At 69.6% G+C, this 16,617-nt stretch carries 12 protein-coding genes; 9 read left to right on the top strand and 3 right to left on the bottom strand.

Annotated features, from left to right (window positions below; translation table 11 throughout):
* Positions 1–37: 37 nt before the first annotated feature.
* Positions 38–3,997 (bottom strand): type VII secretion protein EccCa, encoded by a 3,960-nt coding sequence (gene eccCa, locus IEZ17_RS39970; RefSeq protein WP_189308545.1) that lies wholly within the window; start codon positions 3,995–3,997, stop codon positions 38–40.
* 253 nt (positions 3,998–4,250) lie between these two features.
* On the opposite strand from eccCa, the gene eccD reads away from it, so the two are divergent.
* The 6 genes from eccD to IEZ17_RS39940 all read left to right on the top strand — a co-directional run bounded on the left by eccD (position 4,251) and on the right by IEZ17_RS39940 (position 11,364).
* Entirely contained in the window at positions 4,251–5,714 is a 1,464-nt protein-coding gene (gene eccD, locus IEZ17_RS39965; protein ID WP_189308544.1) for a type VII secretion integral membrane protein EccD, read from the top strand.
* A 154-nt stretch (positions 5,715–5,868) separates the two neighbouring features.
* A complete protein-coding gene (gene rpsO / locus IEZ17_RS39960) occupies positions 5,869–6,156 on the top strand; it encodes a 30S ribosomal protein S15 (protein ID WP_189308543.1) in 288 nt (95 codons plus the stop codon).
* 293 nt (positions 6,157–6,449) lie between these two features.
* Positions 6,450–8,696, top strand: a complete 2,247-nt coding sequence (locus tag IEZ17_RS39955; RefSeq protein ID WP_189308542.1) for a polyribonucleotide nucleotidyltransferase — start codon at positions 6,450–6,452, stop codon at positions 8,694–8,696.
* The gene (locus IEZ17_RS39950) at positions 8,693–10,072 is read left to right on the top strand and encodes a M16 family metallopeptidase (RefSeq protein WP_189308541.1); all 1,380 of its coding nucleotides are present in this window, start codon (positions 8,693–8,695) and stop codon (positions 10,070–10,072) included. The genes IEZ17_RS39955 and IEZ17_RS39950 overlap by 4 nt, the downstream gene beginning before the upstream one ends.
* Positions 10,073–10,129: 57 nt before the next feature.
* A complete protein-coding gene (dapB, locus tag IEZ17_RS39945) occupies positions 10,130–10,882 on the top strand; it encodes a 4-hydroxy-tetrahydrodipicolinate reductase (RefSeq protein WP_189308540.1) in 753 nt (250 codons plus the stop codon).
* Between the two features lie 5 nt (positions 10,883–10,887).
* Positions 10,888–11,364 (top strand): tetratricopeptide repeat protein, encoded by a 477-nt coding sequence (locus IEZ17_RS39940; RefSeq protein ID WP_189308539.1) that lies wholly within the window; start codon positions 10,888–10,890, stop codon positions 11,362–11,364.
* Between the two features lie 39 nt (positions 11,365–11,403).
* On the opposite strand, the gene IEZ17_RS39935 is transcribed toward IEZ17_RS39940, so the two are convergent.
* Together IEZ17_RS39935 and IEZ17_RS39930 are read right to left on the bottom strand one after the other, a co-directional pair.
* Positions 11,404–11,961: an SCO5741 family PH domain-containing membrane protein gene (locus IEZ17_RS39935; RefSeq protein WP_189308538.1), complete on the bottom strand. Its 558-nt coding sequence runs from the start codon at positions 11,959–11,961 to the stop codon at positions 11,404–11,406.
* Positions 11,962–12,077: 116 nt separating this feature from the next.
* Positions 12,078–12,317, bottom strand: a complete 240-nt coding sequence (locus IEZ17_RS39930) for a hypothetical protein (RefSeq protein ID WP_189308537.1) — start codon at positions 12,315–12,317, stop codon at positions 12,078–12,080.
* A gap of 232 nt (positions 12,318–12,549) precedes the next feature.
* Between IEZ17_RS39930 and thyX the strand changes: the two genes are divergently transcribed.
* The 3 genes from thyX to IEZ17_RS39915 all read left to right on the top strand — a co-directional run bounded on the left by thyX (position 12,550) and on the right by IEZ17_RS39915 (position 16,202).
* On the top strand, positions 12,550–13,296 hold the full coding sequence (gene thyX, locus IEZ17_RS39925) for an FAD-dependent thymidylate synthase (protein WP_189308536.1): 747 nt from the start codon (positions 12,550–12,552) through the stop codon (positions 13,294–13,296).
* 207 nt (positions 13,297–13,503) lie between these two features.
* A complete protein-coding gene (gene dapA / locus IEZ17_RS39920; RefSeq protein WP_189308535.1) occupies positions 13,504–14,403 on the top strand; it encodes a 4-hydroxy-tetrahydrodipicolinate synthase in 900 nt (299 codons plus the stop codon).
* A gap of 113 nt (positions 14,404–14,516) precedes the next feature.
* A complete protein-coding gene (locus IEZ17_RS39915) occupies positions 14,517–16,202 on the top strand; it encodes a ribonuclease J (protein ID WP_189308534.1) in 1,686 nt (561 codons plus the stop codon).
* Positions 16,203–16,617: the final 415 nt, after the last annotated feature.

Raw genomic sequence — 16,617 nt, 5'->3', positions numbered from 1 at the left:
AAGGGGGACGCCCCCCCGCCGTTTCGCGCGTGGTCGGTTACTGGCCGCTGTACGGCAGCCAGCCCGTCTGGACCAGCTGCGCACCACGCTTGCGCGTGATGAACGTGGCCCGGCCCGGCGTCATCTGCTGGCCCTTGACGTTGCCCATCAGCGGACCCTCGGCCGGGTCGGCGGACAGGATCAGGCCCTGTGCGCCGAGCTCCTTGGTGCGCTGCATCACGGGCTCGAACGAGGACCGTCCGGCGCCCGAGGAGGTGCGCGCGATGATCAGGCGCAGACCCAGGTCACGGGCGAACGGCAGGTACTCCAGCAGCGGTTGCAGCGGGTTGCCGGTGCTGGTCGCCACCAGGTCGTAGTCGTCCACGATCACGAACGCGTCCGGCAGGTCGTACCAGCTGCGGTTGCGCAGCTGCTCCGGCGTGACGTCCGGCCCCGGCATCCGTCGGCCCAGCGAACCCGCCAGACCGCTGATGACCTCCTGGAGCTGCGGCCCCGCGGCACAGTACTTGTACACGTGGCTCTCGGGGATCTCGCCCAGCAGCGCGCGGCGGTAGTCGGAGACCACCATGAGCGCCTTGTCCTGCGCATACCGCTCCGCGAGCTGCTTCGTGATCAGACGCAGCAGCGACGACTTGCCGGACTCGCTCTCGCCGTAGATGACCAGCAGCGGGTCGGTCTCGAAGTCGATGAACGCCGGGGACAGAGTGGTCTCGTCGACACCGATCGCGATCCCGTGGTCCGGGTAGTCGCTGCCCTTGGGCAGTTCGTTGACGTGGAGCATGGTCGGCAGCATCCGCACCGCGGGGGCGGGCTCGCCCTGCCAGTGCTCGCTGACCGTCTGCACCAGGTTGGCGACGCCGTCGCTGAGGGTCTCCGGGTCGCTCATCCCGTCCAGGCGCGGCAGCGCCGCCAGGAAGTCGAGCTTCTCCGGGGACAGACCGCGGCCCGGCTTGCCCATCGGGACGTTCTCCGCGCGCTTGCGGTCGAACTCCGACTCCATCGGGTCGCCCAGGCGCAGCTCCACGCGGTTGAGGAGCTGGTCGCGCAGCGCCGGCCGCACCTCGGTGTAGCGGGAGCCGGCGATGATCAGGTGGATACCGAAACCGAGACCCCGGCCGGCGATGTCCAGGATCACCGGGTCCATCTGCTCGTAGTCGGTCTTGAACGTCGACCAGCCATCGATGATCAGGAAGACGTCGCCCCACTTCTGGTCGGGGAAGGCGCCCGCGGCCCGCCGCTGGCGGTAGGTCGCGATCGAGTCGATGTTGTTGGCGCGGAAGAACTCCTCGCGCTCGTTGAGGATGCCGACGACCTCGGAGACCGTACGCCGAACCTTCTCGGCGTCCAGACGCGAGGCGACACCGCCGACGTGCGGCAGGTCTTCCATCGAGAGCATGCCGCCACCGCCGAAGTCGAGGCAGTAGAACTGCACTTCGGCCGGGGTGTGGGTGAGCGCGAACGACGCGATGGCGGCACGGATCAGCGTGGACTTGCCGGACTGCGGACCACCCACGACCAGGCCGTGACCGGCACCGGCGGAGAAGTCGAGGTACATCACGTCACGCCGCTGCTCGAACGGCTTGTCCACCAGCGCGACCGGCACCACGAGCTTGCCCAGCGCGGTGTACTCCGCCGCGTGCACACCCCGCTCGGGGGTGATCGAGAGCGCCGGGAGCAGCTGGTTGACCGTCGGGGACTCCTCCAGCGGCGGCAGCCACACCTGGTGCGCCGGCGGGCCCTGGCCCTGCATCCGCTGGACCATGACGTCCAGCACGGTGTCGGCGAGCGCGTCGTCGATCTCGGGCTCGGTCGACTCGACGACGACCGGCTCCTCGATGATCTGCTCGATGACCGGGGCCGCCGTGAACGGCACCGGCATCCGCATCGACCGGCCGCCGCTGCCGCCGCGACCGCCGCCGCCCGGACCGCGGTACGTACCGGAGACGTAGGCGGCCTTGAACTGGACCATCGTCTCGGTGTCGTACTTCAGGATGCCGGAACCCGGGACGTTCGGGAGGTGGTAGGCGTCCGGCACACCGATCGCGGTCCGCGACTCGGCCGCGGAGAAGGTGCGCAGACCCAGTCGGTAGGACAGGAAGGTGTCCAGACCGCGCAGCTTGCCCTCTTCCAGACGCTGCGAGGCGAGCAGCATGTGCACACCCATCGAACGGCCGATACGGCCGATCTGGATGAACATCTCGATGAAGTCGGGCTTGGCGGCGAGGAGTTCGGAGAACTCGTCGATGATCATCACCAGCGACGGCAGCGGGTCCAGCGGGGCACCCGCGGCACGCGCCTTCTCGTAGTCGGTGATGTTGGCGTAGTTGCCCGCCGAGCGCAGCAGCTCCTGACGGCGCTGGAGTTCACCGGTGATCGAGTCGCGCATGCGGTCGATCAGCGTGACGTCCTCACCGAGGTTGGTGATGACCGCCGCGACGTGCGGCATCTCGGACATACCGGTGAAGGTGGCGCCACCCTTGAAGTCCGCGAGGATGAAGTTCAGCGTCTCGGAGGAGTGCGTCACCGCGAGCGCGAGCACCAGGGTGCGCAGCACCTCGGACTTACCGGAACCGGTCGCACCGACACACAGGCCGTGCGGGCCCATGCCCTGCTGCGAGGCTTCCTTGATGTCCAGCATGACCGGCTGCCCGTCGCGGTCGACGCCGATCGGAACCCGCAGCCGCTCGGAGAGCGTCCGGGGCCGCCAGGTGCGCGACACGTCCAGGGTGCCGGCGTCGCCGATGTTGAGCAGGTCGGTGAAGTCCATGGAGGACAGCAGCGGATCCTCGCCGTCGGAGCCCGCACCGGCCCGCAGCGGGGCCAGCTGGCGGGCCAGCGCCTCCGCCTCGGCGATCGACAGGGTGTCGCAGACGCCGTGGTAGACCGCGCCGCTCGCGGACTCCAGAACCAGCTTGCCCGGCCAGACCTGGACGGCCAGACCGCCGCGGATCTCGTCCAGGTCGCCCGGCACGATCTCCAGGATGGTGACGCCCTGGAGGCCCTCGGCCCCGGCGATCACCGAGTCCATCGGCACGTCGCCGCCGTCCAGCACGACCACCACGTGCGGGGTGTCGCTCACCGGGGCGCCCTGCGGGTTGAACCGCCCGCGGCCGTCCAGCTCGTCGGCCAGCAGCTCCTCGACCTCGCCGAGGTCGCCGACGACCAGCCGCCGGGTGCCCGCGCCGTCCGTGGTCTTGTCCTGGACCTGCGGCAGCCACTTCGTCCACTCCCACTCGGCCTGCGCACCCGGCGCGGCGACGACCGCCACCACCAGGTCCTCGGGCGAGTGCAGGGTGCACAGCTGGGCGATGATGGCGCGCGAGGCGCCGTAGACGGTGTCCGGGTCACCGGAGACCGTCAGGTGGTAGAACGCGCGCAGCGACACCGCCAGCGGGAGGTCGTCCAGATGGCCGTGCTTGTCGAGGAACTCCTTCATCGCGTGCGCGGTGAGCGGCTCCAGCTCGTCGACCGGAGCGGTCTCCGGAGCCCGCAGAGGAGTGGCCAGCTGCTGGGGTCCGAGCCCCAGGCGCACCTGGCCGAAGTCCGGGTCCGTTGCCCGGCGTTCCCACACCCGTTTGCCCTCGGCGACTATCGACCACAGCTGGCTGGGGTCGGGGTGGGTGAAAAGCTGCGCGTCCCGCTGCCGGCGCGCGGTGCGCCGTACCTCTTTCCGCTTCTGCGTCAGGTACTTGAGGTAGTCCTGGCGCTCCTGGACCATCTGTCCGGAAGGCCCCTGGCGGGCCTTGACGATCTGCATGATCGCCATCGCCATGGTGGATGCCACCATGAAGCCGCCCATGATCTTCATGAACGGCTGGTTCCCCATGAAGAGGAAGCCCGCCGACGACGCCATGCCCATCATGGGCATGAACGTCATGAACAGGTTCTCCGGCTCGCCTTCGCGGGGCAGCTCCGGAGGTGCCTCAAGTACCACCTCCTCCGAGGGGACTTCGTGTGGCAGCGCGCGTGGCGGGCGCTTGACGATGACAACGCTCACCGAGGCATCAGTCCTTCATGCATCTCGCAGTCTCGGACCGCCCCCGTTGGTTCGACGGTCCCCCGAGCCAAGTCCTTGGCCCGACGCAGGCGTTGATCCTACTGTTAAACGTCAAGCCAAGGGGTGGGTGGGGCCGTGCCCCGATCGGACGGTACGCTGACGCCCCGCGAGCGCGCCACAACGCTGTAGAGACGGCTTTATATATAGGGCGCGTGACGCGACAAAACGCCCAACGGATAGGGGGAACCGCCAGGTGAGCACGAGCACTGGCACCGGCTTCTGCCGGGTCACAGTCGCCGCGCCGGATGCACGGATCGACGTGGCACTGCCGGAGGACGTGGCACTCGTCGACATTTATCCGGAGATCCTGCGGCTCTCCGGGCAGTCCCAGGCCGAGGGCGCCCCGACCGGATACCACCTCGTACGCCGCGACGGCACGGTGCTCGACGCCGGGCAGTCGCTGGCCCAGCAGCAGATCCTCGACGGGGACCTGCTGCTGCTGAAGCCTTTCGCCGAGTCGCTGCCGCTGCCGGTCTTCGACGACGTCTCGGACGCGGTCGCCTCCGCCGTGAAGCGCAACCGCAGCCGCTGGAGCGACGACCTGATGCACGGCGTCGGCCTCACCGCCGGCGTGCTGCTGCTCGTCATGATGGCGTTCGCGCTGTGGTTCTCGAACCCCGTCGACCGTGACATGCACCGGCTCCCCGGCATCATCGCCGGCGTCGTCGGCGTCGTCCTGGTCGCCCTGGCCGGTGTCCGCGCCCGGGTCTACGACGACCACGGCTCCTCCATCGCGCTGGGCCTCGCGTCGCTGCCGCACCTGCTGATCGCCGGCTCCGGCATCTTCCCCGTCGACCAGGGCTCCGGCCCCGGCCGGCTCCAGCTGCTCGTCGGCTGCGTGACCGTACTGATCGCCTCCGTGCTGCTGGTGGTCCTGCTGCCGCGCGGTGACGCGCCCTTCGTGGCCGCCGCGTTCCTGTCCGCGATCGGCACCCTCGCGGTCTTCGCCGCGATCCTGACCGGCGCCGCCCCGCGCGAGGTCGCCGCGGTCACCGCCGTCGTCTCCATCGCGATGGTCGCCTGGCTGCCCGGCCTCTCCGCCCGGTTCGCCCGGCTGCCCATCGGCTACCAGTCGCCCGACCAGATCGCCAAGGGCGCCCTGGACAACGGCGGCGAGACCGAGTCCGTCGACTTCGTCAAGATCGGCAACCAGGCCAAGCGCGGCCACGAACTGCTGCTCGGCCTGGTCGCCGGCTGCTCCGCCCTGGTCGTCGGCTCCGCCGGTGTCGTCCTCGGCTTCTCCGACAACGTCTGGGCGCAGGTGCTGGCGCTCGCCGCGGGCATCACGATCATGCTGCGCGCCCGGCTCTTCGACTACACCGCGCAGGTCGCCTGCCTGACCATCGCGGGCATCCTCACCATCGTGCTGCTCGTCCTGGGCATCGCGCTGCACCCGCCGGTCGACATCTTCGTCAACCTGGAGCGCTTCCAGGACTCCGGCCCGCTGAACATCCGCACCGTCTGGTTCTCCAGCAGCATCGCGGTGGGCGCCGCCATCCTCGTCGGCGTCGGCCTGATCGTCCCGAGGAAGGGTGTCACCCCCTTCTGGGGCCGGATCTTCGACATCTTCGACGGCATGGTCCTGCTGTCCCTGGTGCCGCTGTGCCTGGCGGTGCTCGACGTGTACAGCACCGTGCGCGGCCTCACCGGCAACTAGCGGCGCACCGCACCGCACGGGTCACGGCCCCCCGACCACCCGGTCGGGGGGCCGTTTCCAGCTGGTAGTCTGTCCGACGGTCCATCCGAGTCATCCAAAATTCCCTGTGACGCAAACCAGGGGCGCTCGCGGACCAGAACCCAAAGGAGTACGCGTGTCGCTCGACGCCGCAACGAAGAAGCAGATCATGGCCGAGTTCGGCACCAAGGAGGGTGACACCGGCTCCCCCGAGGTGCAGGTCGCGATGCTGTCCCGCCGCATCTCGGACCTGACCGAGCACCTCAAGACCCACAAGCACGACCACCACTCCCGCCGTGGTCTGCTGCTGCTCGTCGGCCAGCGCCGCCGCCTGCTGCAGTACCTGGCGAAGAAGGACATCACGCGCTTCCGCGCGCTGGTCGAGCGCCTGGGCATCCGCCGCGGCGCGGCGGGCGCCAAGTAAGACGGCACAGAGGGAGCGGTTCCCACCGGGGGCCGCTCCCTTTGCCGTACGTACCAGACAGCCGTCCCGCCGCGCGGTGGGCGGAAGCTTTGTAGTCTGGTGCCATATCGCAAAAGCGAACGCGGTAGGAGCGCCTCCTGGCCGCCGGTCCTCGGTAGTGGCCCCCGGGCCGTCCATGGCAGACCATGCGACATCACTCCGGGTGCTTCGATCGAAGACCGGCCCGCACCGGCGCTCCACCGAAGACGGTCCCTGCCACACGGGCAGCGGACGCAGACGAGGAGATATTCCTGGTGGAGAACGAGACCCACTACGCCGAAGCCGTGATCGACAACGGCTCCTTCGGCACCCGCACCATCCGCTTCGAGACGGGCCGCCTGGCCAAGCAGGCCGCCGGCTCCGCCGTGGCGTACCTGGACGACGACACCATGGTGCTGTCGGCCACCACCGCTTCCAAGAACCCGAAGGACCAGCTGGACTTCTTCCCGCTGACCGTCGACGTCGAGGAGCGGATGTACTCGGCCGGGAAGATCCCCGGCTCCTTCTTCCGCCGTGAGGGCCGCCCCTCCGAGGACGCGATCCTCACCTGCCGCCTCATCGACCGGCCGCTGCGCCCCTCCTTCAAGAAGGGCCTGCGCAACGAGATCCAGATCGTCGAGACGGTCATGGCGCTCAACCCCGACCACCTCTACGACGTGGTCGCCATCAACGCCGCCTCCTGCTCCACGCAGCTGGCCGGCCTGCCCTTCTCCGGCCCGATCGGCGCCACCCGCGTCGCCCTGATCAACGGCCAGTGGGTCGCGTTCCCGACCCACACCGAGCTGGAGGACGCGGTCTTCGACATGGTCGTGGCCGGCCGGGTGCTGCCCGACGGCGACGTCGCGATCATGATGGTCGAGGCCGAGGCCACCGACAAGACCGTCGAGCTGGTCAAGGGCGGCGCCGAGGCCCCGACCGAGGAGGTCGTCGCCGCCGGTCTGGAGGCTGCCAAGCCCTTCATCAAGGTCCTGTGCAAGGCCCAGTCGGACCTCGCCGCCAAGGCCGCCAAGCCGACCGGCGAGTTCCCGGTCTTCCTCGACTACCAGGACGACGTCCTGGAGGCGCTGACCGCCGCCGTCAAGACCGAGCTCGCGCAGGCGCTCACCATCGCCGGCAAGCAGGAGCGCGAGACCGAGCTGGACCGCGTCAAGGCGCTGGCCGCCGAGAAGCTGCTCCCGGAGTTCGAGGGCCGCGAGAAGGAGATCTCCGCCGCGTACCGCTCGCTGACCAAGACCCTGGTCCGCGAGCGCGTCATCAAGGAGAAGAAGCGCATCGACGGCCGCGGCGTCACGGACATCCGTACGCTCGCCGCCGAGGTCGAGGCGATCCCGCGGGTGCACGGTTCCGCGCTGTTCGAGCGTGGCGAGACCCAGATCCTGGGCGTCACCACCCTCAACATGCTCCGCATGGAGCAGCAGCTGGACACCCTCTCCCCGGTGACCCGCAAGCGCTACATGCACAACTACAACTTCCCGCCGTACTCCACCGGTGAGACCGGCCGCGTCGGCTCCCCCAAGCGCCGCGAGATCGGCCACGGCGCGCTGGCCGAGCGGGCGCTCGTCCCGGTGCTGCCCACCCGCGAGGAGTTCCCCTACGCGATCCGCCAGGTCTCCGAGGCGCTGGGCTCCAACGGCTCGACGTCCATGGGCTCGGTCTGCGCCTCCACGATGTCGCTGATGAACGCCGGTGTGCCGCTCAAGGCCCCGGTCGCCGGCATCGCGATGGGCCTGATCTCCCAGGAGATCGACGGCGAGACGCACTACGTCACCCTCACCGACATCCTCGGTGCGGAGGACGCCTTCGGCGACATGGACTTCAAGGTCGCCGGCACCAAGCAGTTCGTCACCGCGCTCCAGCTCGACACCAAGCTCGACGGCATCCCCGCCTCGGTCCTGGCCGCCGCGCTGAAGCAGGCCCGCGACGCCCGCCTCCACATCCTCGACGTGATGAACGAGGCCATCGACGTCCCGGACGAGATGTCCCCGAACGCGCCGCGGATCATCACCGTCAAGATCCCGGTGGACAAGATCGGCGAGGTCATCGGCCCCAAGGGCAAGATGATCAACCAGATCCAGGAGGACACCGGCGCCGACATCACGATCGAGGACGACGGCACGATCTACATCGGTGCCGCCGACGGCCCGGCCGCCGAGGCCGCCCGCGCCACGATCAACGGCATCGCCAACCCGACCATGCCGGAGGTCGGCGAGCGCTACCTGGGCACCGTCGTCAAGACGACCACCTTCGGTGCGTTCGTGTCCCTGCTCCCGGGCAAGGACGGCCTGCTGCACATCTCGCAGATCCGCAAGCTGGCCGGCGGCAAGCGCGTCGAGAACGTCGAGGACGTGCTCGGCGTGGGCGCCAAGGTCCAGGTCGAGATCGCCGAGATCGACCAGCGCGGCAAGCTCTCCCTGATCCCCGTGATCGAGGACGAGGACGCGGCCAAGGACGACACGAAGACCGGGTCCGACGACGGCTCCGCCGGGGGCGCCGCCAAGTGACGTCCCGTACGTACACGACGACGGCCCGCACCTCTTCGGAGGGGCGGGCCGTCGCCCGTACCCAAACGCTTCTCAAGGGCATCGCGGGCGCCGGCACGGTCCGCAAGACGACCCTCCCCGGCGGCCTGCGCGTCGTCACCGAGACGCTGCCGTCCGTCCGCTCCGTCACCTTCGGGATCTGGGCGCACGTCGGCTCCCGCGACGAGACCCCGTCCCTCAACGGCGCCACCCACTACCTGGAGCACCTGCTCTTCAAGGGCACCGGCCGGCGCACCGCCCTGGACATCTCCGCCGCGATCGACGAGGTCGGCGGCGAGATGAACGCCTTCACCGCGAAGGAATACACCTGCTACTACGCGCGGGTGCTGGACACCGATCTGCCGCTGGCCATCGACGTGGTGTGCGACATGCTCACCGGCTCGCTGATCGAGACCGAGGACGTGGACGCCGAGCGCGGCGTCATCCTCGAAGAGATCGCCATGACCGAGGACGACCCGGGCGACTGCGTGCACGACCTGTTCGCGCACACCATGCTCGGCGACACCCCGCTCGGCCGGCCCGTACTGGGCAGCGTCGACACCGTCAACGCCCTCACCGCCGACCGCATCCGCCGCTTCTACAAGAAGCACTACGACCCCACGCACCTGGTCGTCACCGCCGCCGGCAACGTCGACCACGCCAAGGTCGTCAGCTCGGTCCGCCGCGCCTTCGAGCGGGCCGGCGCGCTCGGCCGCCCGGACGCGGCCCCGATCGCCCCGCGCAGCGGCTCCCGCGCCATCCGTACGGCCGGACGCGTGGAGCTCCTCGGCCGCAAGACAGAGCAGGCGCATGTCGTCCTCGGCGTACCGGGCATGGCCCGCACGGACGAGCGGCGCTGGGCGATGGGCGTACTGAACACCGCCCTGGGCGGCGGGATGTCCTCCCGCCTCTTCCAGGAGGTCCGCGAGAAGCGCGGTCTGGCCTACAGCGTGTACTCCTTCACCTCGGGGTTCGCCGACTGCGGGCTGTTCGGCGTCTACGCGGGCTGCCGCCCCAACCAGGTGCACGACGTCCTCAAGATCTGCCGCGACGAGCTCGACAAGGTGGTGTCCGAGGGCCTCACCGACGACGAGATCCGCCGCGCGATCGGCCAGCTGCGCGGCTCGACGGTCCTCGGCCTGGAGGACACCGGCGCCCTGATGCACCGGCTCGGCAAGAGCGAGCTGTGCTGGGGCGAGCACATGTCGGTCGACGAGATGCTCGCCCGGATATCAGCCGTCACCCCGGACGAGGTCCGGGAGGTGGCCCGTGATGTCCTGGGCGCACGCCCCTCGCTGTCCGTCATCGGCCCACTGAAGGACCGGCAGGCGGCCCGTCTGGACGACGCCGTCGCCTAGGGGACGGCGCCGGCACCGTCCAGGGGCCACCGAACCACCAAGAGAGAGCGGAAAACGATGAGCAAGCTGCGCGTGGCCGTCCTCGGAGCCAAGGGGCGCATCGGCTCCGAGGCCGTACGGGCCGTCGAGGCCGCCGACGACATGGAACTGGTCGCGGCCCTCGGCCGGGGCGACAGGCTGGAGACGCTGGTCGACGCCGGAGCCGAGGTCGTGGTCGAGCTGACCAACCCCGGTGCGGTGATGGGCAACCTCGACTTCTGCCTGCGGCACGGGATCCACGGAGTGGTCGGCACTACCGGCTGGACCGATGAGCGCCTCGCGCAGCTGCGCACCTCGCTCGCCGCCTCGCCGGGGGCGGGCGTGCTGATCGCGCCGAACTTCTCCATCGGCGCGGTGCTGACCATGCAGTTCGCCCAGCAGGCGGCCCGCTTCTTCGAGTCCGTCGAGGTCGTCGAGCTACACCACCCCAACAAGGCGGACGCCCCCTCCGGCACCGCCGCCCGCACCGCCCAGCTGATCGCCAAGGCCCGCGAGGAGGCCGGCTGCGCGCCGCAGCCGGACGCCACCAGCACCGCGCTGGACGGCGCCCGCGGCGCGGACGTGGACGGCGTCCCGGTGCACTCCGTACGGCTGCGCGGTCTGCTGGCCCACCAGGAGGTGCTGTTCGGCGGGGTCGGGGAGACCCTCACCATCCGCCATGACTCCCTCCACCACAGCAGCTTCATGCCGGGCATCCTGCTCGGCGTGCGCCGCGTGGTGAACACCCCGGGCCTGACGGTGGGCCTGGAGAACTTCCTCGACCTGGGCTGACGGTCATGGGTGGAAAGATCACGTACTTCTTCCTCGCCACCGTGCTGGTGCTGGTCTTCGGCGTGGTGGCGATGGAGGGCGTCCTCCTCCTGCTGACGGGGGAGCCGGCGGCCATGGGCATGGGGGCGGTGGCCTTCGTCCTGCCGTGCATCGGCGGCTGGTTCCTGTGGGCCAACACCCGCTTCGCGCGCAGCGCCAACCGGCTGGCCGGGGCGCTGGAGGCCGAGGGCGGCCTGCCGGTCGACGACCTCCTGCGGACCCCCGGCGGCCGGATCGACCGCGACGCGGCCGATGCGGTCTTCGCCCGGCGGCAGGCCGAGACCGAGGAGGCGCCGGGCGACTGGCGCACGTGGTTCCGGCTCGCCGTCGCCTACCACGACGCCCGGGACACCCCGCGCGCCCGCAAGGCCATGCAGCGCGCCATCGACCTGCACGACGAGAAGCCGGTACGCCCCGACAACGGGCCCGTGCCGACGGTCTGAGTCCCGCGGACCCGCCGACCGCCCCTGGACCTCCGGGTCTCAGGGGCGGTTCTCCGCCGCCCACGCCTCCAGTACGTCCGCGGCCTGCTCGAACGCCTCCGGACGGGACAGGAAGTCCCCGTTGTGGTCGGTGACCAGGGCCCGCAGCGGCCCGCCCTGGGTCCGCTCGACGATCAGCGCCTGCCCCTGCACGGTCCGCGGCAGCCCCAGCCAGCGCACCGGCTGCTGCGCCGTGCGCACCGCCGCGACGCCGCTCCACGGCAGGGTCGTGGTCCGCAGCAGATTCACCTGCCGCAGCCCGCGCGCGCTCACCCACACCCCGACGCGGACGAGCCGCAGCGCCAGGGCGATCATCAGCGCCGCCACCACCGCACAGACCGCCGCCCCGGGCAGCGATCCGGCCAGCGCGATGATCAGCGCGGAGAGCAGGACGAACGAGGCGAGCAGCAGAAACACCGCCGCCGCCCCCACGCGCCACGGTCCGGGGCGGTAGGGACGGCGCCAGTGGTCGGGCTCGTCGTGCGGCAGGGCGATTGATTCCGGCGCGCGGCCGTCGGCCTTGAGGTCGCGGTCGGCCGTCAGAAAGGGCAGGGGCACGGCTGATCCTCACTCCGGCTGGTCAGCACGGAACGCATGCTGACGGAAGCTGTGACCGGTGAGGCTATCGGGACTGACGGGGCGGAACCAGTTGACGGCCCGCCCCGTCTGCCGGTTCAGCGGTGCGCGGCCTCGGACTGGTGCACCCCGGTGGAGCCGGAGGTGTCCTGCTGAAGGGCGGGCAGGCCGAAGAGCAGCGCGCCTGCCAGGCCGCCCACCACGGTCAGCGTGATCAGCGACTGCCCGAAGATCTGCGCGCGCGAGGCGCGCTGGCGCGGCGGGGGAGTGACATTGCTGCGGAACCGGTCTGCCTCGGCAACGAAGGCGAACGGGACGGGCTCTCGCCGGCGGAACATGAGCGGGCTCTCCTAGGAACCTCGAAGTGGGCACTGTCACAGGGAAAGACGACTCGGGCGCCCGATTGGTGCCCGTTTTCCGTGAGTTCTGTGAAAAATATCAACCGCCTGGCGGACGGCTGCCGTCGGGGGTCCGTTTTGTCGCTAACGCGGTATCAGCTCGCATTTCCCGCGCTGTCAGTGGCGGGCCGTAGGCTGGGCGCGCACGAGGATCGAACGGAAGGAACCGCCGGTGTCCCACACCCCCGAGAGCGCCGAGAGCGCACCCGTCAGCTTCCGCAGCGAGGTGACGGTCGAGCTGGTCAAGCACAGCGCCGCGGACAGCGACGTGCTGTGGGCGGCCCGGGTCTCCACGGCCGGCGAGCAGTCCCTGGAGGAGCTGCGGAAGGACCCGGAGCGTTCCAAGGGCCTGATCAACTACCTCATGCGCGACCGGCACGGCAGCCCGTTCGAGCACAACTCCATGACCTTCTTCATCAGCGCGCCGATCTTCGTCTTCCGCGAGTTCATGCGGCACCGCGTCGGCTGGTCGTACAACGAGGAGTCCGGCCGCTACCGCCAGCTGGAGCCGGTCTTCTACGTCCCCGGCGAGTCCCGCAAGCTCGTCCAGCAGGGCCGCCCCGGGAAGTACGAGTTCGTCGACGGCACCCCGGCCCAGCACGAGCTCACCACCCGCGCCATGGAGGACAGCTACCGCCAGGCGTACGAGGCGTATCAGGAGATGCTCGCCGCCGGTGTCGCCCGCGAGGTCGCCCGCGCGGTGCTCCCCGTCGGCCTCTTCTCCTCCATGTACGCCACCTGCAACGCACGCTCCCTGATGCACTTCCTCGGCCTCCGGACGCAGCACGAGCTGGCGAAGGTCCCTTCCTTCCCGCAGCGCGAGATCGAGATGGTCGGCGAGCAGATGGAGGCCCACTGGGCCGGGCTCATGCCGCTCACGTACGGCGCATTCAATGCGAACGGCCGGATCGCTCCGTAAAGCCGCGTAAAGCGCAGGCAACGGGCCGCGCAGCCGGGCGCGCGGCACGGACGTGCGAAGTGTCCGGATTGCGGCATTTTGAGAAGTTCATCTACGCTGAACAGACGGACCCGGCACTGCTTGAACCCCCGAGCAGGCAGTGCCGGAGTCCACATCCCTGCTCCCCAGAGGCACACCCCGAGGTGCCCTACGAGTAGCGTGGGACCCATGGCTCCGACTTCCACACCGCAGACCCCCTTCGGGCGGGTGCTGACCGCCATGGTCACGCCGTTCACGGCGGATGGCGCCCTCGACCTTGACGGCGCGCAGCGGCTCGCCGCACACCTGGTGGACGCCGGCAACGACGGCCTCGTCGTCAACGGCACCACCGGAGAGTCCCCGACCACCAGCGATGCGGAGAAAGCCCAGCTGGTCCGCGCCGTGGTCGACGCGGTCGGCGACCGCGCCTTCGTCGTCGCCGGAGCCGGTACCAACGACACCCACCACAGCCTGGAGCTGGCCCGCGCCGCCCAGGACGCCGGCGCGCACGGCCTGCTCGCCGTCACGCCGTACTACAGCAAGCCCCCGCAGGAGGGACTGCTGCGCCACTTCACCGCCATCGCCGACGCCACGGACCTGCCCGTGATGCTCTACGACATCCCCGGCCGCAGCGGTGTCCCGATCAACACCGAGACCATGGTCCGGCTCGCCGAGCACCCGCGGATCGTCGCCAACAAGGACGCCAAGGGCGACCTGGGCCGCGCCAGCTGGGCCATCGCCCGCTCCGGCCTCGCCTGGTACAGCGGCGACGACATGCTCAACCTCCCGCTGCTCTCGGTCGGCGCCGTCGGCTTCGTCTCCGTCGTGGGCCACGTCGTCACCCCCGAGCTGCGCGCCCTCCTGGACGCCCACCTCAACGGCGACGTCACCAAGGCCACGGAGATCCACCAGAAGCTGCTGCCCGTCTTCACCGGCATGTTCCGCACCCAGGGCGTCATCACCACCAAGGCCGCCCTCGGCCTCCAGGGCCTGCCCGCGGGCCCGCTGCGGCTGCCCCTGGTCGAGCTCTCCCCCGAGGAGACCGAGCAGCTCAAGCGCGATCTCGCCGCCGGCGGGGTACAGCTCTGAACACAGACTTCACAACTGAATACGGACCAACAACCGCCACATAGCAAGTGCACGAATGTCATGCGCGCCACGTGCCTCGACGGCAGCGTGGCGCGCGTGGTGAGGAGAGTCTTTTGAGTCATCCGCATCCCGAGCTCGGCACACCGCCGAAGCTTCCCAAGGGCGGCCTCCGCGTCACCCCCCTCGGCGGCCTGGGTGAGATCGGCCGCAACATGACGGTCTTCGAGTACGGCGGCCGGCTGCTGATCGTCGACTGCGGAGTGCTCTTCCCTGAGGAGGAGCAGCCCGGAATCGACCTGATCCTGCCGGACTTCACATCCATCCGGGACCGCCTCGACGACATCGACGGCATCGTCCTGACCCACGGCCACGAAGACCACATCGGCGGTGTCCCCTACCTCCTGCGGGAGAAGCCGGACATCCCGCTGATCGGCTCCAAGCTGACCCTCGCCCTCATCGAGGCCAAGCTCCAGGAGCACCGCATCCGCCCGTACACGCTGGAGGTCGCCGAGGGCGACCGCGAGCGCCTGGGCCCCTTCGACTGCCAGTTCGTCGCGGTCAACCACTCCATCCCGGACGCCCTCGCGGTGGCCATCCGCACCCCCGCGGGCATGGTCGTGCACACCGGCGACTTCAAGATGGACCAGCTCCCCCTGGACCGCCGGCTGACCGACCTCCCCGCCTTCGCCAAGCTCGGCGAGGAAGGCATCGACCTCCTCCTCTCCGACTCGACGAACGCCGAGGTCCCGGGCTTCGTCCCGCCCGAGCGGGACATCTCCAACGTGCTGCGCCAGGTGTTCGCCAACGCCGGCAAGCGCATCATCGTGGCGAGCTTCGCCAGCCATGTGCACCGTATCCAGCAGATCCTCGACGCGGCCCATGAGTACGGCCGCCGGGTCGCCTTCGTCGGCCGCTCGATGGTCCGCAACATGGGCATCGCCCGTGAGCTGGGCTATCTGAACGTCCCCGCGGGCCTGGTCGTCGACGTCAAGACCCTCGACGACCTCCCGGACGACGAGGTCGTGCTGGTCTGCACCGGTTCCCAGGGCGAGCCGATGGCGGCCCTGTCCCGGATGGCCAACCGGGATCACCAGATCCGCATCGTCCAGGGCGACACGGTCATCCTGGCCTCGTCGCTCATCCCCGGAAACGAGAACGCGGTCTACCGCGTGATCAACGGCCTGAGCCGCTGGGGCGCGGACGTCGTCCACAAGGGCAACGCCAAGGTCCATGTCTCGGGCCACGCCTCGGCCGGCGAGCTGCTGTACTTCTACAACATCTGCAAGCCGAAGAACCTCATGCCGGTCCACGGCGAATGGCGCCATCTGCGCGCCAACGCCGAACTGGGCGCACTGACCGGCGTCCCGAAGGACCGCATCGTGATCGCCGAGGACGGCGTCGCGGTCGACCTGATCGACGGCGTCGCCAAGATCTCCGGCAAGGTCCAGGCCGGCTATGTCTACGTCGACGGCCTCTCGGTCGGCGATGTCACCGAGACCCACCTCAAGGACCGCCGCATCCTGGGCGACGAGGGCATCATCTCGGTCTTCGTGGTCGTGGACAGCAGCACCGGAAAGATCGTCGGCGGGCCCAATATCCACGCCCGTGGTTCCGGCATCGACGACGCCGCGTTCGAGGCCGTCGCACCCAAGATCGACGAGGCCCTGGCCAAGTCGGCCCAGGACGGCATCACCGAGCCCCACCAGCTCCAGCAGCTGGTCCGCCGCTCGGTCGGCAAGTGGGTGTCGGACAACTACCGACGCCGCCCGATGATCCTCCCCGTGGTCGTCGAGGTCTGACGCAGAGTCATACGAAGGTCCTCAAGTCGGAGCGGGGCGCCAGGATTTGCATCCAGGCGCCCCGCTCCAGTACGTTTACGGCTCCGCCTGAACGGGAAGCGCCCTACGCCTTGTGCGTCCGGTCTTCTTCCCTCACGCCGGCGGAATTCCGGCCCAGAGCAATCTGATAAAGTCGGATCAGCCGAAAGGCAAACCCCCTCCGACGGGAAATCGGAACCGAATTCGAAACGGCTGCGACAAGCGGCCGGAGCGGAAAAGGATCTGATAGAGTCGGAAACGCGAGAAAGCCGAAAGGCCGGATCGCACCGGTGAAAATCGGAGCCGCGAGGATCTGATAGAGTCGGAAACGCAAGACTGAAGGGAAGCGCCCGGAGAGCCTGGTGAAACAGGCACAAAGGAAGCGTCCGTTCCTTGA

It is taken from the genome of Streptomyces albospinus, assembly GCF_014648695.1.
Classification (GTDB): domain Bacteria; phylum Actinomycetota; class Actinomycetes; order Streptomycetales; family Streptomycetaceae; genus Streptomyces; species Streptomyces albospinus.
The sequence above is the reverse complement of the archived record's forward strand: the minus strand, read 5'-3'. Positions and strand labels throughout refer to the sequence as shown.